Annotated in this window: 22 protein-coding genes and 1 riboswitch; of the genes, 14 read left to right on the top strand and 8 right to left on the bottom strand. The window is 75.1% G+C overall.

The window, feature by feature from the left end; genetic code table 11:
* The first annotated feature begins 55 nt into the window (after positions 1–55).
* The 5 genes from ABZV78_RS03375 (at position 56) to ABZV78_RS03355 (ending at position 4,231) form a co-directional block, all read left to right on the top strand.
* Positions 56–1,000 carry a beta-ketoacyl-ACP synthase III gene (locus ABZV78_RS03375; protein WP_355635169.1) on the top strand — a complete coding sequence of 315 codons (945 nt, stop codon included), beginning with the start codon at positions 56–58 and terminating at the stop codon, positions 998–1,000.
* Between the two features lie 87 nt (positions 1,001–1,087).
* On the top strand, positions 1,088–1,327 hold the full coding sequence (locus ABZV78_RS03370) for an acyl carrier protein (protein WP_007072348.1): 240 nt from the start codon (positions 1,088–1,090) through the stop codon (positions 1,325–1,327).
* A gap of 2 nt (positions 1,328–1,329) precedes the next feature.
* Complete coding sequence (fabF, locus tag ABZV78_RS03365; protein WP_355635168.1) at positions 1,330–2,556, top strand: beta-ketoacyl-ACP synthase II; 1,227 nt, start codon at positions 1,330–1,332, stop codon at positions 2,554–2,556.
* 237 nt (positions 2,557–2,793) lie between these two features.
* Entirely contained in the window at positions 2,794–3,504 is a 711-nt protein-coding gene (locus tag ABZV78_RS03360) for a class I SAM-dependent methyltransferase (protein ID WP_355635167.1), read from the top strand.
* Positions 3,505–3,598: 94 nt separating this feature from the next.
* Complete coding sequence (locus ABZV78_RS03355; RefSeq protein WP_355635166.1) at positions 3,599–4,231, top strand: lipoprotein; 633 nt, start codon at positions 3,599–3,601, stop codon at positions 4,229–4,231.
* A 4-nt stretch (positions 4,232–4,235) separates the two neighbouring features.
* Here ABZV78_RS03355 and ABZV78_RS03350 read toward each other — a convergent pair whose 3' ends face one another.
* From ABZV78_RS03350 to ABZV78_RS03335, 4 genes are all read right to left on the bottom strand, one after another.
* Positions 4,236–6,512: a DUF2298 domain-containing protein gene (locus ABZV78_RS03350; protein WP_355635165.1), complete on the bottom strand. Its 2,277-nt coding sequence runs from the start codon at positions 6,510–6,512 to the stop codon at positions 4,236–4,238.
* Positions 6,509–7,495, bottom strand: a complete 987-nt coding sequence (locus ABZV78_RS03345) for a glycosyltransferase family 2 protein (RefSeq protein ID WP_355635164.1) — start codon at positions 7,493–7,495, stop codon at positions 6,509–6,511. Before ABZV78_RS03345 ends, ABZV78_RS03350 begins: the two co-directional genes overlap by 4 nt.
* A gap of 96 nt (positions 7,496–7,591) precedes the next feature.
* A complete protein-coding gene (locus ABZV78_RS03340) occupies positions 7,592–9,322 on the bottom strand; it encodes a glycoside hydrolase family 3 protein (protein ID WP_355635163.1) in 1,731 nt (576 codons plus the stop codon).
* A 24-nt stretch (positions 9,323–9,346) separates the two neighbouring features.
* Entirely contained in the window at positions 9,347–9,838 is a 492-nt protein-coding gene (locus ABZV78_RS03335) for a DUF3145 domain-containing protein (RefSeq protein WP_355635162.1), read from the bottom strand.
* Positions 9,839–10,168: 330 nt separating this feature from the next.
* Here ABZV78_RS03335 and ABZV78_RS03330 point away from each other — a divergent pair, with 330 nt between their 5' ends.
* Positions 10,169–10,498, top strand: a complete 330-nt coding sequence (locus ABZV78_RS03330; RefSeq protein WP_151463449.1) for a hypothetical protein — start codon at positions 10,169–10,171, stop codon at positions 10,496–10,498.
* Between the two features lie 65 nt (positions 10,499–10,563).
* Here ABZV78_RS03330 and ABZV78_RS03325 read toward each other — a convergent pair whose 3' ends face one another.
* The gene (locus ABZV78_RS03325) at positions 10,564–11,175 is read right to left on the bottom strand and encodes a carbonic anhydrase (protein ID WP_355635161.1); all 612 of its coding nucleotides are present in this window, start codon (positions 11,173–11,175) and stop codon (positions 10,564–10,566) included.
* A 152-nt stretch (positions 11,176–11,327) separates the two neighbouring features.
* Between ABZV78_RS03325 and ABZV78_RS03320 the strand changes: the two genes are divergently transcribed.
* From ABZV78_RS03320 to ABZV78_RS03300, 5 genes are all read left to right on the top strand, one after another.
* Positions 11,328–12,269, top strand: a complete 942-nt coding sequence (locus ABZV78_RS03320; protein ID WP_355635160.1) for an alpha/beta hydrolase — start codon at positions 11,328–11,330, stop codon at positions 12,267–12,269.
* 108 nt (positions 12,270–12,377) lie between these two features.
* Positions 12,378–14,492 carry an AAA family ATPase gene (locus ABZV78_RS03315; protein WP_355635159.1) on the top strand — a complete coding sequence of 705 codons (2,115 nt, stop codon included), beginning with the start codon at positions 12,378–12,380 and terminating at the stop codon, positions 14,490–14,492.
* Positions 14,493–14,584: 92 nt separating this feature from the next.
* Positions 14,585–15,499, top strand: a complete 915-nt coding sequence (locus ABZV78_RS03310; protein WP_355635158.1) for a cation diffusion facilitator family transporter — start codon at positions 14,585–14,587, stop codon at positions 15,497–15,499.
* A gap of 143 nt (positions 15,500–15,642) precedes the next feature.
* Positions 15,643–15,774: riboswitch (cyclic di-AMP (ydaO/yuaA leader) on the top strand.
* A 4-nt stretch (positions 15,775–15,778) separates the two neighbouring features.
* Positions 15,779–16,855 carry a hypothetical protein gene (locus ABZV78_RS03305; RefSeq protein ID WP_355635157.1) on the top strand — a complete coding sequence of 359 codons (1,077 nt, stop codon included), beginning with the start codon at positions 15,779–15,781 and terminating at the stop codon, positions 16,853–16,855.
* 96 nt (positions 16,856–16,951) lie between these two features.
* Entirely contained in the window at positions 16,952–17,461 is a 510-nt protein-coding gene (locus ABZV78_RS03300) for a hypothetical protein (RefSeq protein WP_355635156.1), read from the top strand.
* 1 nt (position 17,462) lies between these two features.
* Here the strand turns inward: ABZV78_RS03300 and ABZV78_RS03295 are convergent, their stop codons facing one another.
* Together ABZV78_RS03295 and ABZV78_RS03290 are read right to left on the bottom strand one after the other, a co-directional pair.
* Positions 17,463–17,945 carry an SRPBCC family protein gene (locus ABZV78_RS03295; protein ID WP_355635155.1) on the bottom strand — a complete coding sequence of 161 codons (483 nt, stop codon included), beginning with the start codon at positions 17,943–17,945 and terminating at the stop codon, positions 17,463–17,465.
* 83 nt (positions 17,946–18,028) lie between these two features.
* Positions 18,029–18,388, bottom strand: a complete 360-nt coding sequence (locus ABZV78_RS03290; RefSeq protein ID WP_355635154.1) for an STAS domain-containing protein — start codon at positions 18,386–18,388, stop codon at positions 18,029–18,031.
* Between the two features lie 424 nt (positions 18,389–18,812).
* Between ABZV78_RS03290 and ABZV78_RS03285 the strand changes: the two genes are divergently transcribed.
* From ABZV78_RS03285 to ABZV78_RS03275, 3 genes are all read left to right on the top strand, one after another.
* Positions 18,813–19,217 carry a hypothetical protein gene (locus tag ABZV78_RS03285; RefSeq protein ID WP_355635153.1) on the top strand — a complete coding sequence of 135 codons (405 nt, stop codon included), beginning with the start codon at positions 18,813–18,815 and terminating at the stop codon, positions 19,215–19,217.
* Between the two features lie 186 nt (positions 19,218–19,403).
* A complete protein-coding gene (locus ABZV78_RS03280) occupies positions 19,404–20,081 on the top strand; it encodes a BON domain-containing protein (RefSeq protein ID WP_355635152.1) in 678 nt (225 codons plus the stop codon).
* A gap of 88 nt (positions 20,082–20,169) precedes the next feature.
* Positions 20,170–20,721, top strand: coding sequence for a DsbA family protein (locus ABZV78_RS03275; protein ID WP_355635151.1), 552 nt, complete (start codon positions 20,170–20,172; stop codon positions 20,719–20,721).
* Between the two features lie 28 nt (positions 20,722–20,749).
* Here the strand turns inward: ABZV78_RS03275 and ABZV78_RS03270 are convergent.
* Positions 20,750–21,054, bottom strand: a 305-nt coding sequence (locus ABZV78_RS03270; protein WP_355635150.1) for a LuxR C-terminal-related transcriptional regulator, incomplete at its 5' end; no start/stop codon positions are given.

The raw sequence follows: 21,054 nt of genomic DNA, 5'->3' as shown, positions 1-21,054 counted from the left end.
CGAGGAACGAGCCGACGATGCGGGTCCCGCAGTCGCGAACGGAAGGTAATCACTGATGCCCGGCAGCCGGATCGTCGCGATGGGGCACTACCAGCCCTCCCGCGTGGTCACCAACGACGACCTCGCCCAGATGGTCGACACCAACGACGAGTGGATCCGGGACCGGGTCGGCATCGTCACCCGGCGGATCGCCGGGGACGAGACGGTGGCCGACATGGCCACCGCCGCCGCCGGCAAGGCGCTGGCCAACTCGGGGCTCACCGCCGCCGACATCGACCTCGTCGTGGTGGCCACCTGCACCTCGGTGGACCGCAGCCCGAACGTGGCCTGCCGGGTCGCGGCCAAGCTGGGCATCAGCGCCCCGGGCGCCTACGACATCAACACCGCCTGCTCCGGCTTCGCCTACGCGCTGGGCACGGTGGACCACGCCATCCGGGCCGGGGCGGCGCGCAACGCGATCGTCATCGGCGCCGAGAAGCTCTCCGACTTCACCGACTGGACCGACCGCTCGACGTGCATCATCTTCGGTGACGGCGCCGGCGCGGCGGTGGTCACCGCGACCGCCGAGGGCGAGCCGGCCGGGGTGGGCCCGGTGGTCTGGGGTTCGGTGCCGGAGAAGAGCGACGCGGTCCGGATCGAGGGCTGGCGGCCCTACATCGCGCAGGAGGGGCAGGCGGTCTTCCGCTGGGCCACCACCGCGCTGGCCCCGCTCGCGCTGCAGGCCTGCGAGCGGGCCGGGGTGGCCCCGTCGGAGCTGGCCGCGTTCGTGCCGCACCAGGCCAACGGCCGGATCATCGACGGCATCGCCAAGCGGCTCAACATCCCGGACGCGATCATCGCCAAGGACATCGTCGAGTCCGGCAACACCTCGGCGGCGAGCGTGCCGCTGGCCCTGTCGAAGCTGGTCGAGCGGCGCGAGGTGCCCTCCGGCGCCCCGGTGCTGCTGTTCGGCTTCGGCGGCGGCCTGACCTACGCCGGTCAGGTCGTCCGCTGCCCCTGAAGACCCCCTCCGGCGCGAGCGCGCCGAGGTGCGACGACCGGCGTCGCCGGCCGTCGAGTGAACCCCCGATGAGAGGAACCCACCGCAATGACCCGTGACGAGATCACCGCCGGCCTCGCCGAGATCCTCGAAGAGGTTGCCGGGGTGAACCCGGACGACGTGGCCGAGGGGAAGTCCTTCACCGACGACCTCGATGTCGACTCGCTCTCCATGGTGGAGGTCGTGGTGGCGGCCGAGGAGAAGTTCGGCGTCAAGATCCCGGACAACGAGGTGCAGAACCTCAAGACCGTCGGCGACGCCGTCAGCTACATCGAGGCGCAGTCCTGATCATGAGTCGCCCCGACGTCGTCGTCACCGGGCTCGGCGCGACGACCCCGCTCGGCGGGGACGTCGCGTCGACCTGGGACGCCATGCTCGCCGGCCGCTCCGGGGTGAGTGCGCTCACCCAGGAGTGGGCCGAGCAACTGCCCGTGCGGATCGCCGCGCAGCTCGCCGTCGACCCCTCGACGGTGCTCGACCGGGTCAAGATGCGCCGGCTGGACCGGTCCGAGGCGATCGCCATCGTGGCGGCGCAGCAGGCCTGGGCCGACGCCGGCCTGGCCGACTCCGGGCTCGACCCGGAGCGGCTGGCGGTCAGCGTCGGCTCCGGCATCGGCGGCGCCACCACCCTGCTCGCCCAGGACGACATCCTGGAGGCGTCCGGCCCGCGGCGGGTCTCCCCGCACACGGTGCCGATGCTGATGCCGAACGGCCCGGCCGCCTGGGTCGGGCTGGAACTCGGCGCCAAGGCCGGCGTGCACTCGGTGGCCAGCGCCTGCGCGACCGGCGCGGAGGCGATCGCGCTGGGCCTGGACATCATCCGCTCCGGCCGGGCCGACGTGGTGGTGGCCGGCGGCACCGAGGCGGTCATCCACCCCCTGCCGATCGCCGGCTTCGCCTCGATGCGGGCCATGTCGACCCGCAACGACGAGCCGGAGAAGGCGTCCCGCCCCTGGGACAAGGGCCGCGACGGCTTCGTGCTCGGTGAGGGCGCGGGCGTGGTGGTCCTGGAGCGCGCCGAGCACGCCGCCGCCCGCGGCGCCCGGGTCTACGCGCGCCTGGCCGGCGCCGGCATCACCTCGGACGCCTACGACATCGTGCAGCCGCACGCCGAGGGCGAGGGCGCGATCCGGGCCATCGCCAAGGCGGTCGCGGACGCGGACGTCGCGAAGACGGACATCCGGCACGTCAACGCGCACGCCACCTCGACCCCGGTCGGCGACATGCTGGAGATCGGCGCCCTGCGCAAGGCGGTGGGCGACCACCCGCTGCTGTCCGCCACCAAGTCGATGACCGGGCACCTGCTCGGCGCGGCCGGCGCGCTGGAGTCGATCGCCACCATCCTGGCCATCCGGGACGGCGTCGTACCGCCGACGATCAACCTGGACGACCCGGACGACGGCCTCACCCTGGAGGTGGCCGCGCACAAGGCACGCCACCTGGAGATCCCCGCGGCGCTGAACAACGCGTTCGGTTTCGGCGGGCACAACGTGGCCCTGGTCTTCACCCGGGCCTGAGCCCGGCGTACCCGATCCGGGCCCGCGTCCGCACAGGACGCGGGCCCGGACCTCATCTCAGCCCCGGTTGCGGGGATGCTGCCGGGCGGCGTAGCGGAAACCCTGTGCGCGCTCTCCCATGGCCGCCCACCCTGCCAGCGCCCGCGCCCGGCCCGCACCCGGATTTGCCGCCGGCCCGGTCCCGGCCGGTCGGGGCCGTTACGGTGAGGGCCGTCGAGCCGTCGAGGAGCAGCCGCCGTGGAAGCCACCGAGATCCGCAAGCTCGCCGCGCTGGAGGACACCCACTGGTGGTACCGGGAGCGGCGGGTCCTGCTGGGCCGGGCGCTGCGCCGGTTGGCCGCGGCCGGCACCCGTCCGGGCCGGGCGCTGGACATCGGCGCGGCCGGCGGCGGGAACACCCGGGTGCTGCGGGCGCACGGCTGGCGGCCCCTCGCCCTGGAGTACAGCGCGGAGGGCGCCGGGGTGGCCCGGGAGCGGGGCCTGGCCGTGATCCGGGCCGACGCGCGGCACCTGCCGGTCCCCTCGGCCGGCCTGGGCCTGGTGGTCGCCTTCGACATCCTGGAGCACTTCGACGAGGACCACCTCGCGGCGGCCGAGATGCGGCGGGCGCTGCGCCCCGGCGGGACGGCGCTGATCGCGGTGCCGGCCGACATGCGGCTCTGGTCGGCGCACGACGTGGCGGTCGGGCACGTCCGCCGCTACGACCGTGCCGGGCTGCGAGCCGTGGTGGAGAAGGCCGGCCTGGTGGTCGACGAGCTGTGGAGCTGGAACGTCGTGCTCCGTCCGGTCGCGGCCTGGCGGCGGCGCCGCTCCACCGGCAGCGACCTGGACGCGCCGCACCCGCTGGTCAACCTGGGGCTGCGCACGGTCGTCACGGCCGAGCGCTACCTGCCGGTGAAGGCGCTGCCCGGGGTGTCGCTGATGCTGCGCGCCCACCGACCGGCCTGACCGGGGCAGGCACCCCACCCCTCGGGGCTCATCAAGATCTACTAACATCCCTGGTCGCCGTGTGCCGACGGCACGGCAGACGCAGGAGGACGGGATGTCTCGACGTACCGTGACGGCCGCGCTGGCCGCGCTGGCCCTGGCCGGGATCGCCGGCTGCGGCGACGGGAAGCCGGCGGCGGCACCTTCCGCATCGGCGTCCGCGTCGCCGACGGCCTCGCCGGTGGTGGCGGGGCCGCCCTGGTACGACGAGGTCGCGCCGGTCGAGGCGGCCGGTGAGCTCGGCGGCAAGGCGAGCCCGTGCCCGATGGGAATCATCTTCTCGGTGCCGGCGAAGTGGCGGGCGGAGGCGGTGACGGCCGGCCGGGACGCCGCGATCGGCGACGCCGTGCCGGTGTGCGAGATCGACGCCAAGCCCGCCGGTCACCTCGGCTTCCTGCGCGTCTGGGACGCGGATGCGGGCCTCAGCCAGCAGTACACGATGGACAAGTTCCTCGACGCCAACGGCGACGTCACCGACCGGCAGTACCGGCGGACGAAGGCCGGCCCGCTCGACGCCTTCGAGGCGACCTGGGTGGGGCCGGACGGAACCCGGGAGCGGGCGCTCCTGGTGTCGACCATCTGGGGACGCTACCTGCTCACCCTCGGCGGGGCGGACGACGAGGAGCACCGGGCCATGCTGCCGGCGTACCAGTTGGCCAAGCGGACCGCGAAGAACAACCGGGAGTGAGCGGTCAGCGCAGCCGGTAGACGGCCGTCCTGGAGTTCTCGAAGCGCAGGTCGGCCAGCGTCCGCAGGGCCGGCGCCTCGGCACCGGCCTTCCGGTCCACCACCAGCCAGCGCACCCCGTACCGGTCGCGCAGGGCGGCCAGGCCGGCGGCCGTCGGGGCGGTGAAGGCGGTGTCGTTGGCGCGCTGCCGGTCGGCGTCCCAGAACGGCGCGTACGGGCCGTCCGGTCGGCCGACCATCCGGGGCGCGAACGCCCACCCCTCGACCAGCACCGACCGCTCGGCGTAGCCGCTGAGCCAGAACGACCGGGCGTCGCACCACCCGTCGACCACCTCCCGGCAGTGCACGTTGGTGGCGAGCACGTCGTCCGGGGCGCTGTGCGCCCGCACCCAGCGGGCCGCCTCGACCCGGGAGGCGGGCATCGCCACCACCGGGTACGCCCCGCCGTTCGGGTAGACCCGGGTCGCCGCGGCGTCCATGACCAGCCCCGGCGCCCCGGCGGTCAACAGGGCGGTGAGCAGCACCAGCCCACCCCGGCCGGCCAGCCCGGGCCAGCGCCCCACCAGGGCCGGCCAGCACAGGGCGGCCAGCACCGCCGGCACGGCCAGCACGGCGGCCCAGCGGAGCAGCGGCAGCACCGGGGCGTACGCGGGGACGGCCGGCGTGCTGACCGCGGAGTCGAGCTGCACCGCGGTGAGCAGCACGGCGAACCCGGCGACGCCCGCGCCGAGCAGCCACCGCCCCCGGGCGGAGAGGGCGGCGCGGTCGGCCACCTCGACCCAGCCCCAGGCGGAGAGCAGCACCCCGAAGGCGAAGCCGGTCCGGGTGAAGTACTGGTTGCTGCTGCCGGGATGCCCGACGAGCAGGTAGATCGCCGGGCCGGCGAGCGCCCCGCCGAGCAGGAACACCTGCACCGGCTCGGGCCGCCACCGGCGCAGCCGGAGCAGGGCCAGGGCGCCGGCCACCCGGAGCTGGAGGTTGAGCAGGAACGCCAGCACGACCAGCGCCCAGCACAGCGCGGTCACCCCGGCCGGCCGGCCGGCCGGCACGTACGGGCGCAGCCCGGAGAACGGGTCCAGGACCACCCCGTGGCTCTCGAAGGCGAACAGCACGGCGGTGGCGAAGAACTGCGCGGCCAGCGCCAGCCCGGCGGCGACCAGCACGCCCCGGGGCAGCCGGCGGCGGACCACCAGGGTCACCGCGGCGGTGAGCCCGAGCGCGGCCAGCGCCACCGGCAGCGTGCTGGCCTTCGCGCCGGTCGACGCGGCCAGGAAGAGGACCGCCAGCGCCCAGGCACCGCGGCCCAGCGCGGGCACGGTCACCCCGCGGGCCCGGCCGACGATCTCGCCGAGCACGGCGAGCAGCGGCAGCAGCAGCACCCAGCTGTAGGTCATCGACGGGCTGCCCCAGACGATGAAGGTGGCCTGGCTGCCGAAGAGCTGCCGCCAGCCGTTCTCGAAGCCGAACTCGCCCACGGTGAACAGCAGCGCGGCGGCCACCACCCCGGCGTACGGGCGGCCGGTGATCCGCCAGCCGACCACGGCGACCAGCACGGCGGCGAGCGCGCAGAGCGCCGGCACGGCGAGCCGGAACAGCACGGTGGGCAGGTCGACCCCGCTGACCAGGCTGGTGGCGGCCAGGTGGGCGAAGCCGAACCAGTGGTAGTGCAGCGGCTCCCCGGCGACCTGCGGCACCTCGGGCGGCACCTGGTGGGTGGCCGCCCCGGCGATGGAGAGCTGGAAGGCCAGGTCGATGTACTGGGCCTGCCCCTCGTCGGTGGGGAGCACCGGGTTGACGGCGAGGAACGAGCCGTACAGGTAGAGGGTGAAGCCGACCACCACCCCCGCGAGCGACCAGGCCCAACCCGCCGGGACGACGGTGGGGTGGCGGACCCGCCAGTGCCGCCGCAGCCGGGGCACGGCGGCGAACGGCACCACCACGGCGAGCGGCCAGAGCCGCAGCCAGCCGGGCAGCCCGACGGCGGTGAAGCCGGCCCAGGCGACCAGTTCCAGCACCAGGCCGACGGCCGCGCCCATGGCCAGGTCCTCGACCAGGGTGTGCGGCCGGCGGCGCAACGCACGGAACACCAGCGTGCCGGGGAGCAGCACGGCCAGCGCCGCGTACGCCGTCCAGCGGGCGATCGCTCCGGCCGGGGTGCCGGCGGTGAGCAGCACGGCGACCACGGCGGCGTACCCGGCGACGGCCGGGGCGAAGCGCAGGGCGGCCGGACGGCGGCGCGGGTCGACGGCCGCCGGGGCGGCGCCGGTGGCGAGGGCGGTCACCGCAGGCTGTCGGCCAGCTCGGCGGGGTCCGGGCGGACCGGATCGGCGGCGGCGCTGTCGCCGGCCACCACGTACGCGGGCCGGCCCTGCACAGCGGTGTAGATCCGGGCCACGTACTCGCCGAGCAGGCCCAGGCAGAGCAGCTGCACCGCGCCGAGGAAGAGGATCGCCACGTAGAGCGAGGGCCAGCCGCTGACCGTGGCGCCGGCGAACCAGGCCAGCACCGCCACCACCACGAGCACCCCGCAGACCGCCACGCCGACCAGGCCCAGCCAGGTGGCCACCCGCAGCGGGGCGGCGGAGAAGCTGGTGACGCTCTCGGCGGCCAGCCCGGCCATCCGGGACAGCGGGTACTTCGTCCGGCCGGCGGCGCGTTCCTGCCGCTCGTAGGTCACCTCGGCGCTCGGGAAGCCGAGCCAGGGCACCACCAGCCGGAGCACCGGGCTGCGCTCGGGCAGCTCGCGCAGCGCCTCCACCACGTCGCGGCTGAGCAGCCGGAAGTCGCCGGCCTGGGCGGGGACCTGCTCGCCGACCAGCCGCCGGACCAGGCGGTAGTAGCCGGCCGCGGTCCACCGCTTGAACCGGGTGTCCCGGCTGCGGTCGGCCCGCACGGCGTAGACCACGTCCAGGCTGTCGGCGCGGGCCCGGCGGAGCAGCTCGACGATCACCTCGGGCGGGTCCTGGAGGTCGGCGTCGATGCTGGCCACGTGCGCGCCCCGGGCGCGGAGCAGGCCGGCGTGCAGGGCGGCCTGGTGCCCGCTGTTGCGGCGCAGCCGGAGCACCCGCAGCTCGGGCCAGCCGACCCGGAGCGCGGCCAGCGCCGCCGCGGTGCCGTCGGTGCTGCCGTCGTCGACGGCCACCACCTCGTACGCCTCGCCGAGCCCGTCGAGCACGGCGCGGAGCCGGACGGCGAGCAGCGGGAGGACGGCCTCCTCGTTGAACATCGGCACCACCACGGACAGGGCCGGCTGCGGCGCGCTCACGGCACTCGACCCTCCGGTTCCCTGGCGGCGGCGGACGGGGCCGACGCTACCAGTCGGGCAGGTCAGGGCCGGGTCGGTCGCCGGGCGCCGACCCGGTCAGGTGCCGCAGGTGGTGGCCGGCAGGCCGGACACCTTCACCGGGGCGCGGCCGGTCGAGCGGGCCTTGCCGGCGAGCACCGCGGCCAGCGCGGTCATCGACGCCCGGGTCGACGAGTAGGTGGCCAGCAGGGTCGGCGACTTCGCCCCGGCCAGCACGTACGGGGTGTCCATGGCCACCGTCACGGTGGCGTCGGCACGCAGGTCCTTGCTGCCGTCGCCGTACCCGACGAGGTGCACGACCGTGCCGCCGCTCGGCACCACCTTCACCCCGGCGGCGGTGAGCGCCTCCGCCAGCGCGGCACGGGTGCGGTCGCGCCCGCCCGAGGAGGTGACGGTGACCGGGCCGGCCACCGGGCTGCCACAGCGGCCGCGCAGCATGGTCACGGCCGCGGCGGCCAGGTCGGCGGCGGCCTTGCGGTGCGCGGCGCTGTCCAGCGTCGACAGCGCGGGCGCCGGCCGGTCGGCCAGCTTGAACTTCATGGTCAGCACCCGGGTGACCGCCTCGACCAGGCGGGTCCGGGGCAGCGAGCCGTCCTTGAGCGCGGCCCGCATCCCCTCGTACGCCTGGCCCACGTTCGGGGTCATGAGGATGAGGTCGTTGCCGGCGTTCAGAGCCCGGACCGCGGCCTCCCCCGGCGACCACCGCTTGGCCGGCGCCATGTTCATCCCGTCGGTGATCACCACGCCCTGGAAGCCGAGCTGGCCGCGGAGCACGTCGGTGAGGAGCTTGCGGGAGAAGGTGGCCGGGGTGCCCGGGTCGACCGCCTTGACGTCGAGGTGGGCCGACATGACCGCCATGGCCCCGGCGTCGATCCCGGCGTGGAACGGCGGGAACGCGGTGCGGTCGAGCACGGCGCGGGACTGCCCGACCACCGGCAGGTCGGTGTGCGAGTCGGCGGCGCTCAGGCCGTGCCCGGGGAAGTGCTTGACGCTGGCCGCGACCCCTTCCGCCTGCAGCCCGCGGACCGCCCCGGCCACCTGCGCCGAGGCGGTCGCCGGGTCGGCGCCGAAGGAGCGGGAGCCGATCACCGTGCTGCGGGTGGCCAGCACGTCGGCGACCGGGGCGAAGTCGAGGTTGACCCCCATGGCGGCCAGCTCGGCGCCGGCGGCCCGCCAGGCGGCCTCGGTCAGCGCCGGGTTGCCGGCGGCCCCGGCGGCCAGCGGGCTGGGCAGCAGGGTGACGCCGTCGGTGATCCGGGTGACCACGCCGTACTCCTGGTCGGTGCCGATCAGGAACGGGGCGGGGCCGGCGGGCAGCCGGCCGGCCGCCTCGCGCAGCCCGTCGGTCAGCGCGCGGACCTGCTTCGGGTTGTCGACGTTGGTGGTCTCCTGGTTGCCCGAGGTGGGGTCGTCGGCGCTGAAGCCGACCAGGATGAGCCCGCCGAGGCGGTACCTGGCGACCATCTCGGCGGGGGTGTCGACCCCGGCCAGGGCCCGGTTACCGGCCGCCGAGCCGGGCGAGACCTTGGTGGCCGAGCTGCCGTACGCGTAGGGCATCAGCACCTGGCCGACCAGGTCCTCGTCGGAGAGCGTCGCCACCAGGGCGGCCGCCCGGGCGGCCGGGTCGGCGCCGGTCGGCGCGGGGGCGGCCGACGACGGGGTCGGCGCCGGGCTCGACGGGGTCGGGCGGGGCCGTTGGGGCTCACCCGAGCACCCGGAGACGAGCAGCGCGGTCAATGCGGCGAGCGCGACGCCGGCGCGACGCGGGGAAATCGACACGCGCCCCACCGTATCGGGGCAACTTGACCTTCGTCAGCCCACCCGGGTGAGCAGCGTCACCGGCGCGCCGTCCCCGGCGTAGCGGTAGGGCTCCAACTCGGCGTCCCATGCGGTGCCGAGCGCCTTGTCGAGGGCGTGCGCGAGGGCCTCCGGGGCCCGGGCGGAGGCCATGATGCTGCGGAGCCGGTCCTCGCCGAGCTGGATGTCGCCGGCCGCGCCGACGGTGGCCCGGAACAGGCCGCGCCCCGGGACGTACATGAACCGCTCGCCGTCGACCCCCGGGCTGGGCTCCTCGGTCACCTCGAAACGGATCATGGGCCACTGCCGGAGGGCAGCAGCCAGTTCGGCGCCCGTCCCCGGGCTGCCGGTCCACCCGCACTCGGTGCGTCGCGCTCCGGGATCGGCGGGCTGGGCCGTCCAGTGCAGGTTGACCGGCGCGGCGAGGACGCGCGCGATCGCCCACTCGACGTGCGAGCACACGGCGAGCGGGGTCGAGTGGACGTATACGACGCCACGCGTTGGCACGGTGACCTCCCGGTGAGCCGAGGTGCGTCTTCCCCTACGACCTCGTCCACGCGAGTGGCCTCTGCAACACATGATGACCCGTGTGACGGATGGTGCGCCAGCGAATCGGAAAATTCGCCGGTGCCGGGGACCGGGAAATACCCGGGCGGCTGACCCGGTTGTGCTCCCTGACGGCGCGACGACCAGCCAGGCGTCGAGGTCGTGTACAGTTCTCTGGGCGGTTCTGTGCCGCCGCACGTCTTCGCGGGCTGACGCTCACCCCGGGCGTCAAACCGCACATCAGCCCCCGGACGTTTTCCGTCCTCCCGTACGTCTGCAAGGAGTACCTCCGTGGCGAGCAACACCTCTAAGACCGCGCGCGCGTCAGTCCGGGCCGGCCAGGCTGGCCAGGGTGGCGCCCTCAGCGTGCTGGGCGAGTTCAAGTACCTGATCCCGCTCAACGGCGGCAAGCACGCCTACGTGCGCAACCTGACCAACGGCAAGACCGCGCACCTGCGCACCGACTCCGAGGCCTTCGTCGAGGAGATCCGGGTGCTGGCCGCCGCCGGCCACGCCGCCAAGGTCCGCGCCGAGATCAACGCGCTGGCCGCCACCCACCCGGACCACGGCTGGGACAAGACCGAGAAGCGTCTCGTCGAGGCCGGCGTCTTCGAGGGCTGAGCGCCCTCACCCGCGACACCACAGAACCGCCCGCCGGGGTCACCCCGGCGGGCGGTTCTGTCTTTTCACTCCTCCGGCAGCAGCGCCACCTCGCCGCTGGCCAGGTCGTAGAGCGCGCCGACCACGGCGACCTCCCCGGCCGCCACCGGCCCGGCCAGCAGGTCGTCGGCGCGCAGGGTGGCCACCGTGCGCCGGACGTGCCGGCGGACGGCGAGAGGGTGGGCGTCCGGGTCGTCCGCGCCGACCTCGTGGACCGCCGGCGCGATCCGGTCCACCACGTAGCCCAGCGAGCCACCCGGCCGCCGGCCGCTGCGCAGCGCGTCGACCGCCGAGCCGACCGCGCCGCAGCGCTCGTGCCCGAGCACCATCACCAGCCGCACGCCGAGCTGCCCCACCACGTACTCGATCGAGCCGCAGACCGCCCGGTCGAGCACGTGCGCGCCGGTGCGGATCACGCAGATCGAGCCGAACGTCTGGTCGAAGATCGCCTCCAGCGGCACCCGCGAGTCGATGCAGCCCAGCACCACCGCGTACGGCTGCTGGTCGCCGGAGGCCACCGCCGCGGCGGCGGTGACGTCGTGGCCGTGCACCGGCTGCCCGCTGACGAAGCGCCGGTTGCCGGCGAGCAGCTCGGCCAGGGCGGCCCGGGGTGTCCGGGCGGCGGGGGTGGGCGGCATGCCTCCAGCCTGGTCACCGATCCGACGCCGCGAAGCCGGGTTGCGAATCTTCTCACCACCCCGGTTGCCGTGCTGTCATGACGGGTACGCCGGTGTCACCGCCGGGTCACGCCGGTGCGACAGACACCGGTCGGCCCGGGGGAGGTGGACCCATGCCGGAGCACCTGGAGGTGCGGCTTCCCGACGGCGTACGCCTGCACGTGGCGGCGACCGGGCCGGTCGACGCCGAGGTCACCGCGATCCTGCTGCACGGCTGGACGCTGGACGGGCGCAGCTGGCACCGCCAGCTCGCCGACCTGCGCGACCGCTTCGGCGGTCGGGTCCGGGTGGTCACCTACGACGCCCGCGGGCACGGCCGGTCGAGCTGCATGGCACTGCGCACCGCCACCCTGGCCCAGCTCGGCGACGACCTGGCCGCCGTTGTCGACCAGATCGTCCCGACCGGGCAGATCGTGCTGGTCGGGCACTCGATGGGCGGGATGACCGTGATGGAGTACGCCCACCGCCACCCCGACCACTTCGCCGGCCGCACCGCCGGCCTGGTCTTCGTCTCGACCACCGCCGAGGGGCACACCCACACGGTCTACGGGCTCTCCCCCCGGATCGCCCGGCTGATCCGGCTCGCCGAGACCACCGGGGCCGGGGTGCTGGCCCGCTGCGGCGCCTGGCGGCCGCCGCACGCGCTGCTGCGCGCACTGCGCCCGAGCATCCGCTGGATGCTCTTCGGCGACCGCTGCGAACCCGCCGACATTCGGCTGGTCACCTCGGCGGTGGCGCACGCCTCGCTGCGCTCGATCGGCGGGTTCCGGGCCTCGATCGGGGCCCAGCACCGGCTGGACACCCTCGCGGCGCTGGGCCGGCTGCCTGCCGCCGCGCTGGTCGGCGACCGGGACCGGCTCACCCCGCCGCCGTGCGCCGAGTCGATCGCCGCGGCGCTGCCCACCACCGAACTGACCGTCTGCCCCGGCGCCGGCCACATGCTCATGATGGAACGCCCCGACGAGGTGAACGCGGCCGTCGCCGGGGTGCTGCGCCAGGTGCTCACGGGGACGGACGCGGGAACGTCCGGGCAACGGGTGGGAACGTCCGGATAACGGGCAACCCGCACCGGCGGGCAGCGGGCAACGGCATGGCCCCGACAGGAGCCGGGCCAGGGGCCCGTACCCTCATTCAGCCCGCCGTCTGACACAGGAGCCCCCGCGTTGAGCGACCAGACCACCCTGGAACGGGAGATGGCCGTCGAACAACGGCATCTCGACCGGGTGTACGCCCGGCTGGCCGAACTGCGTCGGTCGGCCGCCGACGCCGAGCGGGAGGGCTACCGGCTGGCCCGGGTCGGCAACTTCGGCGCCCTGGTCGAACGGGACGCCATGGTCTTCCACGCGGCGCAGCGCCGGCACGTGCTGGACGCCGAGCACGAGGGGCTGGTGTTCGGCCGGCTGGACCTGCGTACCGGGCAGGTGCTGCACGTGGGGCGGCTCGGCGTGCGCGGGGAGAACGCCGAGACCCTGGTGGTGGACTGGCGGGCGCCGGCCGCCGCCGCGTTCTACCAGGCCACCCCGGCCGAGCCTCGCGGTGTGGTGCGGCGGCGGACCATCCAGTCGTCGGCGGAGCGGATCATCCGGATCGAGGACGACCTGCTGGACCCGGAGTCGGCGCCGCCGGACATGGCGGTGGTCGGCGACGGCGCGCTGCTGGCCACCCTCTCCCGGGCCACCGGGCACGGCATGCGGGACATCGTCGCCACCATCCAGCGGGAGCAGGACGAGGCAATCCGGTCTCCCGGCAACGGGGTCACGATCGTCTCCGGCGGCCCGGGCACCGGCAAGACGGCGGTGGCCCTGCACCGGGCCGCGTACCTGCTCTACTCCGACCGGGCCCGGTACGCCGGCGGCGGCATCCTGGTGGTCGGCCCGTCGAGCGTGTTCGTCCAGTACATCGCCTCGGTGCTCCCCTCGCTCGGCGAGGAGACCGCCACCCTGCACTCGCTCGGCTCGCTCTTCCCCGGCCTGTCGGCGAGCCGGACCGATCCGCCCGAGGTGGCGGCCGTGAAGGGGTCGCTGCGGATGCGCCGGGTGCTGGAGCGCGCGGTCCGGGACGCGGTGCCGGACTCCCCCGCCGAGCTGCGGCTGCTCTACCGGGGCGAGCTGCTCCGGCTGGAGCGGGCCGAGCTGGACGCGATCCGGGACCGGACGCTGGCGCGCGGCGTGCGCCGCAACGAGGTGCGCCGGGCGGCCTTCGACGCGGTGCTCGCCGCGCTCTGGGCGCAGGCCCGCTCGCTGCGCATCGGCCGGCTGCCGGAGCAGCCCGCGTTCGAGGACGAGATCATCGAGCGGCCGGAGTTCCGCGAGTTCCTCAAGGCCTGGTGGCCCCGGCTGCACCCGCGCCACGTGCTGGGCTGGCTGGCCCGCCCGGAGCGGCTGCGCCGGTACGCCGGCGGTGTCCTCTCCGGCGCCGAGATCCGGCTGCTCACGGCGGCGTACCGGGGCCTGGACGCCGAGGGGCTGACCATCGCCGACGTGGCGCTGCTGGACGAGCTGGACGCGCTGCTAGGCCGGCCGGTGCAGCGGGCGAAGCCGAAGCGAGACCCGTTCCAGCTGGCCGGCGGCGTCCGCGAGCTGAGCACGTTCGCCGACCGGCAGCGGGCCGCCCGGGCCGCCGCCCGCGAGCGCCCGGAGGACTACCGCGACTACGCCCACGTGGTGGTCGACGAGTCGCAGGACGTCTCGCCGATGCAGTGGCGGATGATCGGCCGGCGCGGCCGGCTGGCCTCCTGGACCGTGGTGGGCGACCCGGCGCAGACCGCCTGGACCGGCGACGCGCAGGAGCTGACCCGGGCCCGGGACCAGGCGCTGGGCCGGCGCCGCCGGTACCGGTACGAGCTCACCACCAACTACCGCAACTCGGCCGAGATCTTCGCCGTGGCGGCCGCGGAGATCCGCCGCGTCCACCCGGACCTCGCGCTGCCCACCGCGGTGCGCTCCACCGGCGTGGCACCGGTCGAGCTGACCGTGGCGGCCGGCGAGCTGCCCGCCGCCACCGCGACGGCGGCCCACGCGCTGCTGGCCGAGGTCGAGGGCACGGTGGGGGTGATCACGCCGGTGCCGCGCCGGGACGAGGTGGCCGGCTGGCTGGGCGACCTCGGCGGCCGGCTCCAGGTGGTGACCAGCCTCCAGGCCAAGGGCATGGAGTACGACGGGGTGGTGCTGATCGCGCCGAGCGAGATCCGGGCCGATCCGGGGTCGGGCGTGCGCACCCTCTACGTGGCGCTCTCCCGCGCCACCCAGCGCCTCACCACGCTCGACCCGGTCGGCTGAACCGGCGGCCGCCCACCCGGCGTTCACTTGCATACATAGCGATGTGAGCATAGATTGGGCCACGCCGGGGCGGCGGACGGAAGGGTGTGGGCGTGGGCGCAGGTCATGACCACAGCGGCGCGGTCACCAACGCCGCGCACCGCCACCGGGGCCGGCTCTGGGGCGCCTTCGCGCTGCTCACCGCCCTGATGGTGGTCGAGGCGGTGGCCGCGTTCGCCACCGGCTCGCTGGCCCTGCTCTCCGACGCCGGGCACATGTTCACCGACGTCCTCGGCATCGGCATGGCCCTCGCCGCGATCACCGCCACCCGGCACGCCGACACCGACCCGCAGCGCACCTTCGGGCTCTACCGGCTCGAGGTGCTGGCCGCGCTGGCCAACGCGGTGCTGCTCGGCGCCGTCGCCGTCTACGTCCTGGTCGAGGCGGTACGCCGGTTCGGCGAGCCGCCGGAGGTGCTCGCCGGGCCGATGCTCGCCGTGGCGGTGCTCGGCCTGCTCGCCAACATCGCCGCGTTCGCGCTGCTGCGCGCCGGCGCCGAGGAGAGCATCAACCTGCGCGGCGCGTACCTGGAGGTGCTGGGCGACCTGCTCGGCTCGCTCGGGGTGATCGGCGCGGCCGTGGTCATCGCGGTCACCGACTGGTGGTGGGCCGACCCGCTGGTCGCCGTGGCGATCGGGTTGTTCATCCTGCCGCGCACCTGGCGGCTCGGCCGGGCCGCGGTCCGCATCCTGGTGCAGGCCGCCCCGGAGCACCTCCAGGTGACCGCGGTGCACGACCGGCTGGCCGCGGTGCCCGGCGTCGCCGAGGTGCACGACCTGCACGTCTGGACGCTCACCTCGGGCATGGAGGTGGCCTCGGCGCACCTCACGATGAGCCCCGGCGCCGAGGTCGGCGAGGTGCTGGCCGCCGCCCGGGCCGCCCTGCACGAGGACTTCTCGATCGATCACGCCACGTTGCAGATCGAACCCGGAGCGTCGCCCGGGGCCTGTGGTGCGGTCGAGTGGTAATTAGGGCAATCTTAAATCCAAGTGGCTATTGTGCACTTATGCCGGTTTTGACCGGGCGACCGACTCCCACCAGCGGAGCCGGCCCGGAGCACCGCCGGTAGGCTCGGTCGCGGCCTCCGCCGGGCGGCGCCCACCGGCGCCTGCGGTGGCCGTCGCCTAATCGCCCGCAGGGGCGAGCCGGGGAACCACGTTCGTGGGGTGCATCCGCGTGAGCGGTAGGGATCTTCCGTCCCGAACCCGTCAGCTAACCCGGTCGGCGGTTGACGGAAGGACACGTGAATGCCCCCAGTGGCACCTGTACGACGGACGGTCGCCCGGTTGGCGGCCCTGCTCGTCGCGACGCTCGCCCTCGGCGTCGTGACCGCGCCGCTCTCCCCCGCCTCGGCGGGTGCGGTGGCTTCCCCGACCGGCCTGCTCGCCGCCGCACCCGGCGACGACGAGGGCGGCACCCCGGCGCTGCGCGCCCAACTCGACGCGGCCAGCAAGGGCTGGCTGGAGGCGCGCGCCGCGCTGAACCGCTCGGTGACCCGGCAGCAGCAGCTCACCGCCCAGCTCAAGACGGTCAACGCCGAGTTGACCGTCCGCGGCGCCAAGGTCGGCGAGATCGCCGGGGTGGCGTACCGGGCCGGGCGGATGGGCACCGCCGCGGCGCTGCTCGGCAGCAGCACCCCGGAGGGCTTCATGGATCGCGCGGCCGCGCTGGAGCAGGTGGCCGCGCACGAGGACCGGGCGCTGCGCGACCTCATCGAGACCCGGGACGAGGCCACCCGCACGCAGGCCGCGCTCACCGGCGAGATCCAGGAGCAGCGCAAGCAGGTCGCCGTGATGGCCAAGCGCAAGCAGCAGGCCGAACGCGCCCTGGAGGTGGCCAACAACCGGGCGTCCAGCAGCGGCGGCGGCAGCGTGCAGGGGACCTCCTCGGCGAAGGCGAAGCCGGCCCCGCGCAACCCCGACGGCTCCTGGCCCCCGGAGTCGTGCAGCGTCAACGACCCGACGCCGGCCGACGGCTGCATCACCCCGCGTACGCTGCACGCGCTCCAGCAGGCCAAGGCGGCCGGGTTCACCCGTTACGTCTCCTGCCACCGGCCCAGCGGCTCCGGCGAGCACCCGAAGGGGCGGGCCTGCGACTTCGCCGCGCAGAAGGACGGCTTCGGCGGCGTGGCCACCGGCGGCGACAGGACGTACGGCAACAACCTGGCCGCCTACTTCGTCCGCAACGCCGACCCGCTCGCCGTGCTCTACGTGATCTGGTACAAGCAGATCTGGCTGCCGAGCAGCGGCTGGAAGGCGTACAGCGGCGGCAACGGCGACCCGTCCAGCGACCACACCAACCACGTCCACCTGTCGGTGTACTGACCCGCCCCGGCGACACCCGGCCTACGCCCCACGACGTACGCCGGGTGTCGCCGCGCGGCCCACGACGCGGCGCCGTCGACGGCCGAGCATCGGGGCATGAGTCGACTCTCCCCCGCCGGGCGCAAGGCCCTGCTCACCCTGCACCTGGTCACCTCCCTGGGCTGGCTCGGCGCCGACCTGGTGCTGCTCGCCCTCGGCGTGGCCGGTCTGCGCGGCGCCGATCCCGAGGTGGTCTATCCGGCGGCCGCGCTGCTGGTCACCTGGCTGTTCGCCCCGCTGAGCGTGGTGGTCTGGCTGGTCGGGCTGGCCAGCGCGCTGCTCACCCCGTGGGGGCTGCTGCGCTGGCGCTGGGTGCTGGTGAAGTTCGCCGTCACCACCGTGGTGCTCACCCTGGTGCTGCTCCTGCTCACCCCGCGGGTCCGGCACCTCGGTGAGCTGGCCGGGGCGGCCGACACCCACCTGCGCGTCGACCTGGTCGTCGCGCCGTCCGTCTCCACCACGCTGCTGCTCGTCGTCACGGTGCTGTCCACGTACAAGCCGTGGGGGCGGCTGCGGCCGGCGCGACCGGCGGCCCGGCGACCGGTGCCCGCCGGGCGGCGCGGCTGAGTCAGGCCGCCCGCCCCTCCAGGGTGGCGCCGAGCCGGCTGGCCAGGCCGAGGTGGGCCGCCCGGGCCTGCCGGAAGGCGTACCCGAACAGCGGCGCCGGAGCGGAGAGGGTGATCTCCACGTCGATCCGCACCACCCCGTCGGGCTCGTCGCGCAGCCGGGTGTGGTTGCGCACCGTGGTGGCCGGCTGCTGCCGGGCCACGGTGACCACCTCGTCCTCGTTGGCGATCAGCACGTCCGCCTGGTAGGTGACCGGGAAGTGCAGCGGGCCGAGCTCCAGCCGGTCGGTGATCGCGTAGCTGGCCAGCGCGCCCGGGCGGGACGGCAGTTGGCGGACCCGGACGATCAGCGGATGCAGCTCACCCTGCCGGCTCAGGTCGCCGAGCAGGGCCACCGCGTGCGCCCGGGTGCACCGGGCCTGCACGGTGTAGCTGAAGCTGTCGCTGCTGAGCAAGCGGGCCCCCTCGCCGTCGTGGGTCCGCACGATCGTCCCGTACCGGAGCCGGGCTGGCAACGGGTCGGAAGCCCCTGGTCGCGCGGCGGTCGCGCAACGAGGGTGGGGGCGGGTCAGGCCCCGGGCAGCACCTCGGGGGCGGTGTCGGCGAACCAGGGCTCGGGCGCGCCGAAGAGGCCGAGCAGGCCGGTCACCCAGAGCTGCCGGTGCACGAACCGGCTCGGCTCGGTGACCACCAGCTTGACGCCGCTGACCTCGCAGGTCTGGAAGCCCGCGACCATGGCGCTGATGCCGACCGAGTCGATGAAGGTGACGAGCCGCATGTTGAGCTCGATCCGGGAGGGGCGGCCCTTGGCGAGCACCTCGGCGATCGCTTCCCGCACCTCGTACGCAGTGTCGACGTCGATCTCCCCACGCGGGGCGATCTGGACCACACCACCCGGCAGCACCGACTTCACGATCGACAGGCTCACGCGAGCACCTCCACTCGCCCCTACGGGCGCCTCATCAGTACGCGGGCCGCGACCGAGAGTATTCCTCCGACGGCCTCGGTCGCCACCCCTCGGGATGAGCAATTCGCGGACTGGGCACACCTGGGCATCCCAATCCGGACCTTCGGGCTCCGGTTTCCCCGCGGCGCGGGTCCCCACCGGTCGATCGACCGGGGCGGGCCCGGCCGATCCGCCGACCCAGGGTAGCGGGCCGGCGCACACCCGGGGGGCACCCCGGCCCCGGCGCGTCCGGGTGGTTCGTCCGGCGCCGCGCCGACCCGCCCCGCCGCGGTGGTTTGCGCCGGGTCCGGTCGGGGCACTGCCCCGGTGAGCGAACCGTCACGCGCCGGACCACACCGGAGTCCGAACTGGCCGCCGGACTTCGGCACCCCGAGGAGGTAACACGATGTTCGGATCCACCCTGCTGGACCGCCGCAGCAAGCCCGAGCGGGTCACCGACCAGGCGTGGCAGCACCTGCTCTCCGCCGTCGGCTCCGCCGGCGACAGCGTGCGGGACGCCGCCCGCTCGGCGCGCCGCAACTCCTCCGGCTTCGCCGACGACGCCACCGACCTGGTCGGTTCCGCCGCCGAGGAGGCCCGCCGCCGGGCCAGCCTCGCCTTCGACGCGCTCGCCGGCCGCCGGCCGGCGCTGCCCTGGACGCTGCTGATCGCCGCGGCGCTGGCCGGCGCGGCGATCGGCTGGGCCGCCGGCACCGCCGCGCGGGCCGCCGGCAGCCGGGAGCGGGACGTCGACGAGATCGAGTTCGTCGACGTCGACCGCCCCAACTCCCCCGCCGGCCTGGACGGCTGAGCCCGAACGCGACGGTGGCCGCCCCGGTGTCGGGAGCGGCCACCGTGGTCTGTGCGGTGTGCCCCCTCCGCTCACCCCGATCGGGTGAGGGCAGGTCACCCGGGGCGCGCGCAGGATCGGGGTTGCGGGACTCCGTGCCGGCGGCGGAGCCCGGCGAACCGCGAACCGATCCCGGAGGGAGCCAGCATGGCCACCGCGACGACCACCCGTACCGACCAGGAGATCCAGTCCGCCGTCCTCGACGAGCTGACCTGGGAACCCCGGGTACGCCCCAACGAGATCGGGGTGACCGTCACCGAGGGGGTGGTGACGCTGGCCGGCTCGGTGGACAGCTACGCCAAGAAGTGGGCCGCCGAGCGGGCCGCGCACCGGGTGCCCCGGGTCCGGGCGGTCGCCAACGACGTCGCCGTCCGGATCGCCACCTCCGCCGAGAAGAGCGACCCGGAGATCGCCACCGCGGCCAGCCGGGCACTGGAGTGGGACGCGTTCGTGCCGATCGAGGCGCTCGACGTGACAGTCGCCGACGGCTGGGTCACCCTGCACGGCGAGGTCGAGTGGGAGTACCAGCGCCGGGCCGCCGAGCGCTCGGTCGCCCGGCTCAGCGGCGTACGCGGGGTGAGCAACGGCATCACCGTGCGGCCGAGCGCCCGCCCCGACGGGCGCGACCTGGCCGAGCGGATCGTGGACGCGCTGGCGCGCAGCGGCGCCACCGAGGCGGAGGGGATCAGCGTCCGGGTGCGCGGGGACACCGTGCTCCTGGAGGGGCTGGTCCACTCGGCCGGCGAGCGCGCGGAGATCGAGCGGGTGGTGTGGAGCGCGCCCGGCATCCGGGAGGTGCACAACCACGTGACCGTGGGGCGGTGAACGTGACCACCCGGGCCGGGTGATCCCGGCTCACCCGGCCGGGGGCGAGGGTGGGACCCATGACTGATCCGAACGGGGTGGTGGCCCGATGACCACACCGCTGCAGGTCACCACCGCCCGGCTGCGCCTCCCGGTGACCGGGACGGACCACGTCCGGGGGCCGGCCGACGCGCCGGTCACCCTCGTCCAGTACGGCGACTTCCAGTGCCGGTTCTGCGGGGTCGCGTACCCCAACCTGGCCGAGGTGCTGCGCCAGCGCGGCGAGACCGTCCGGCTGGTCTACCGGCACTTCCCCATCGCCAACGTCCACCCGTACGCGGAGAGCGCGGCGGAGACCGCCGAGGCGGCCGGCCGGCGGGGGCGGTTCTGGGAGATGCACGACTGGCTCTACGAGCACCAGGACCAGCTCGACCCGGTGCACCTGTCGCTCGGCGTCGAGCAGCTCGGGCTGCCGCCCGAGGAGGTCGGCGTGGAGGTGGGGCGGCATGCCTACGCCGACCGGGTCCGGCAGGACTTCGTGGGCGGCATCCGCAGCGGGGTGAACGGGACCCCGACGCTCTTCGTCAACGAGGTGCGCCACGACGGCGGCTACGACCTGGCGGAGCTGCTGGCCGTCGTGGACGCCGCCGCGACCGGCTGACCGGATCGGCTCCGGCGGGCGCCCGCCGTCAGATCAGCCGGAGCTCACGCGCCCGCCGGACGGCCTCCCGCCGGCGGGTCGCGTCGAGCTTGCGGTAGATGTTGCGCACGTGGGTCTTCACTGTGTTGACCGACAGCGACAGCTCGCTGGCGATCTCCACGTTGGACAGGATGCTCTGGAGGTAGCGCAGGATCGTCAGCTCCCGCTCGGTGAGCGGCTCGTCCAGGGTCCGCTCCGCCCCGGCCCGCCGGCTGGCCCAGTCCCTCGGCCTGACCGAGCTGGACAACACCCCGCGCCAGGTCAAGGGGATCGACGTCGAGTCCAGCGGCGGCC

Source organism: Micromonospora sp. NPDC004540 (genome assembly GCF_040610095.1).
In the GTDB taxonomy this organism is placed as follows: domain Bacteria; phylum Actinomycetota; class Actinomycetes; order Mycobacteriales; family Micromonosporaceae; genus Micromonospora.
This window is presented reverse-complemented; position numbering and strand designations above follow the sequence as displayed.

What these genes read in the sequence shown, in the direction of transcription:
- ABZV78_RS03375 (WP_355635169.1), top strand. Translation starts at nt 56, where the DNA reads ATGCCCGGCAGCCGGATCGTCGCGATGGGGCACTACCAGCCCTCCCGC.
- ABZV78_RS03370 (WP_007072348.1), top strand. Translation starts at nt 1,088, where the DNA reads ATGACCCGTGACGAGATCACCGCCGGCCTCGCCGAGATCCTCGAAGAG.
- fabF (WP_355635168.1), top strand. Translation starts at nt 1,330, where the DNA reads ATGAGTCGCCCCGACGTCGTCGTCACCGGGCTCGGCGCGACGACCCCG.
- ABZV78_RS03355 (WP_355635166.1), top strand. Translation starts at nt 3,599, where the DNA reads ATGTCTCGACGTACCGTGACGGCCGCGCTGGCCGCGCTGGCCCTGGCC.
- ABZV78_RS03325 (WP_355635161.1), bottom strand. Translation starts at nt 11,175, where the DNA reads ATGCCGCCCACCCCCGCCGCCCGGACACCCCGGGCCGCCCTGGCCGAG.
- ABZV78_RS03320 (WP_355635160.1), top strand. Translation starts at nt 11,328, where the DNA reads ATGCCGGAGCACCTGGAGGTGCGGCTTCCCGACGGCGTACGCCTGCAC.
- ABZV78_RS03305 (WP_355635157.1), top strand. Translation starts at nt 15,779, where the DNA reads ATGCCCCCAGTGGCACCTGTACGACGGACGGTCGCCCGGTTGGCGGCC.
- ABZV78_RS03300 (WP_355635156.1), top strand. Translation starts at nt 16,952, where the DNA reads ATGAGTCGACTCTCCCCCGCCGGGCGCAAGGCCCTGCTCACCCTGCAC.
- ABZV78_RS03285 (WP_355635153.1), top strand. Translation starts at nt 18,813, where the DNA reads ATGTTCGGATCCACCCTGCTGGACCGCCGCAGCAAGCCCGAGCGGGTC.
- ABZV78_RS03280 (WP_355635152.1), top strand. Translation starts at nt 19,404, where the DNA reads ATGGCCACCGCGACGACCACCCGTACCGACCAGGAGATCCAGTCCGCC.
- ABZV78_RS03275 (WP_355635151.1), top strand. Translation starts at nt 20,170, where the DNA reads ATGACCACACCGCTGCAGGTCACCACCGCCCGGCTGCGCCTCCCGGTG.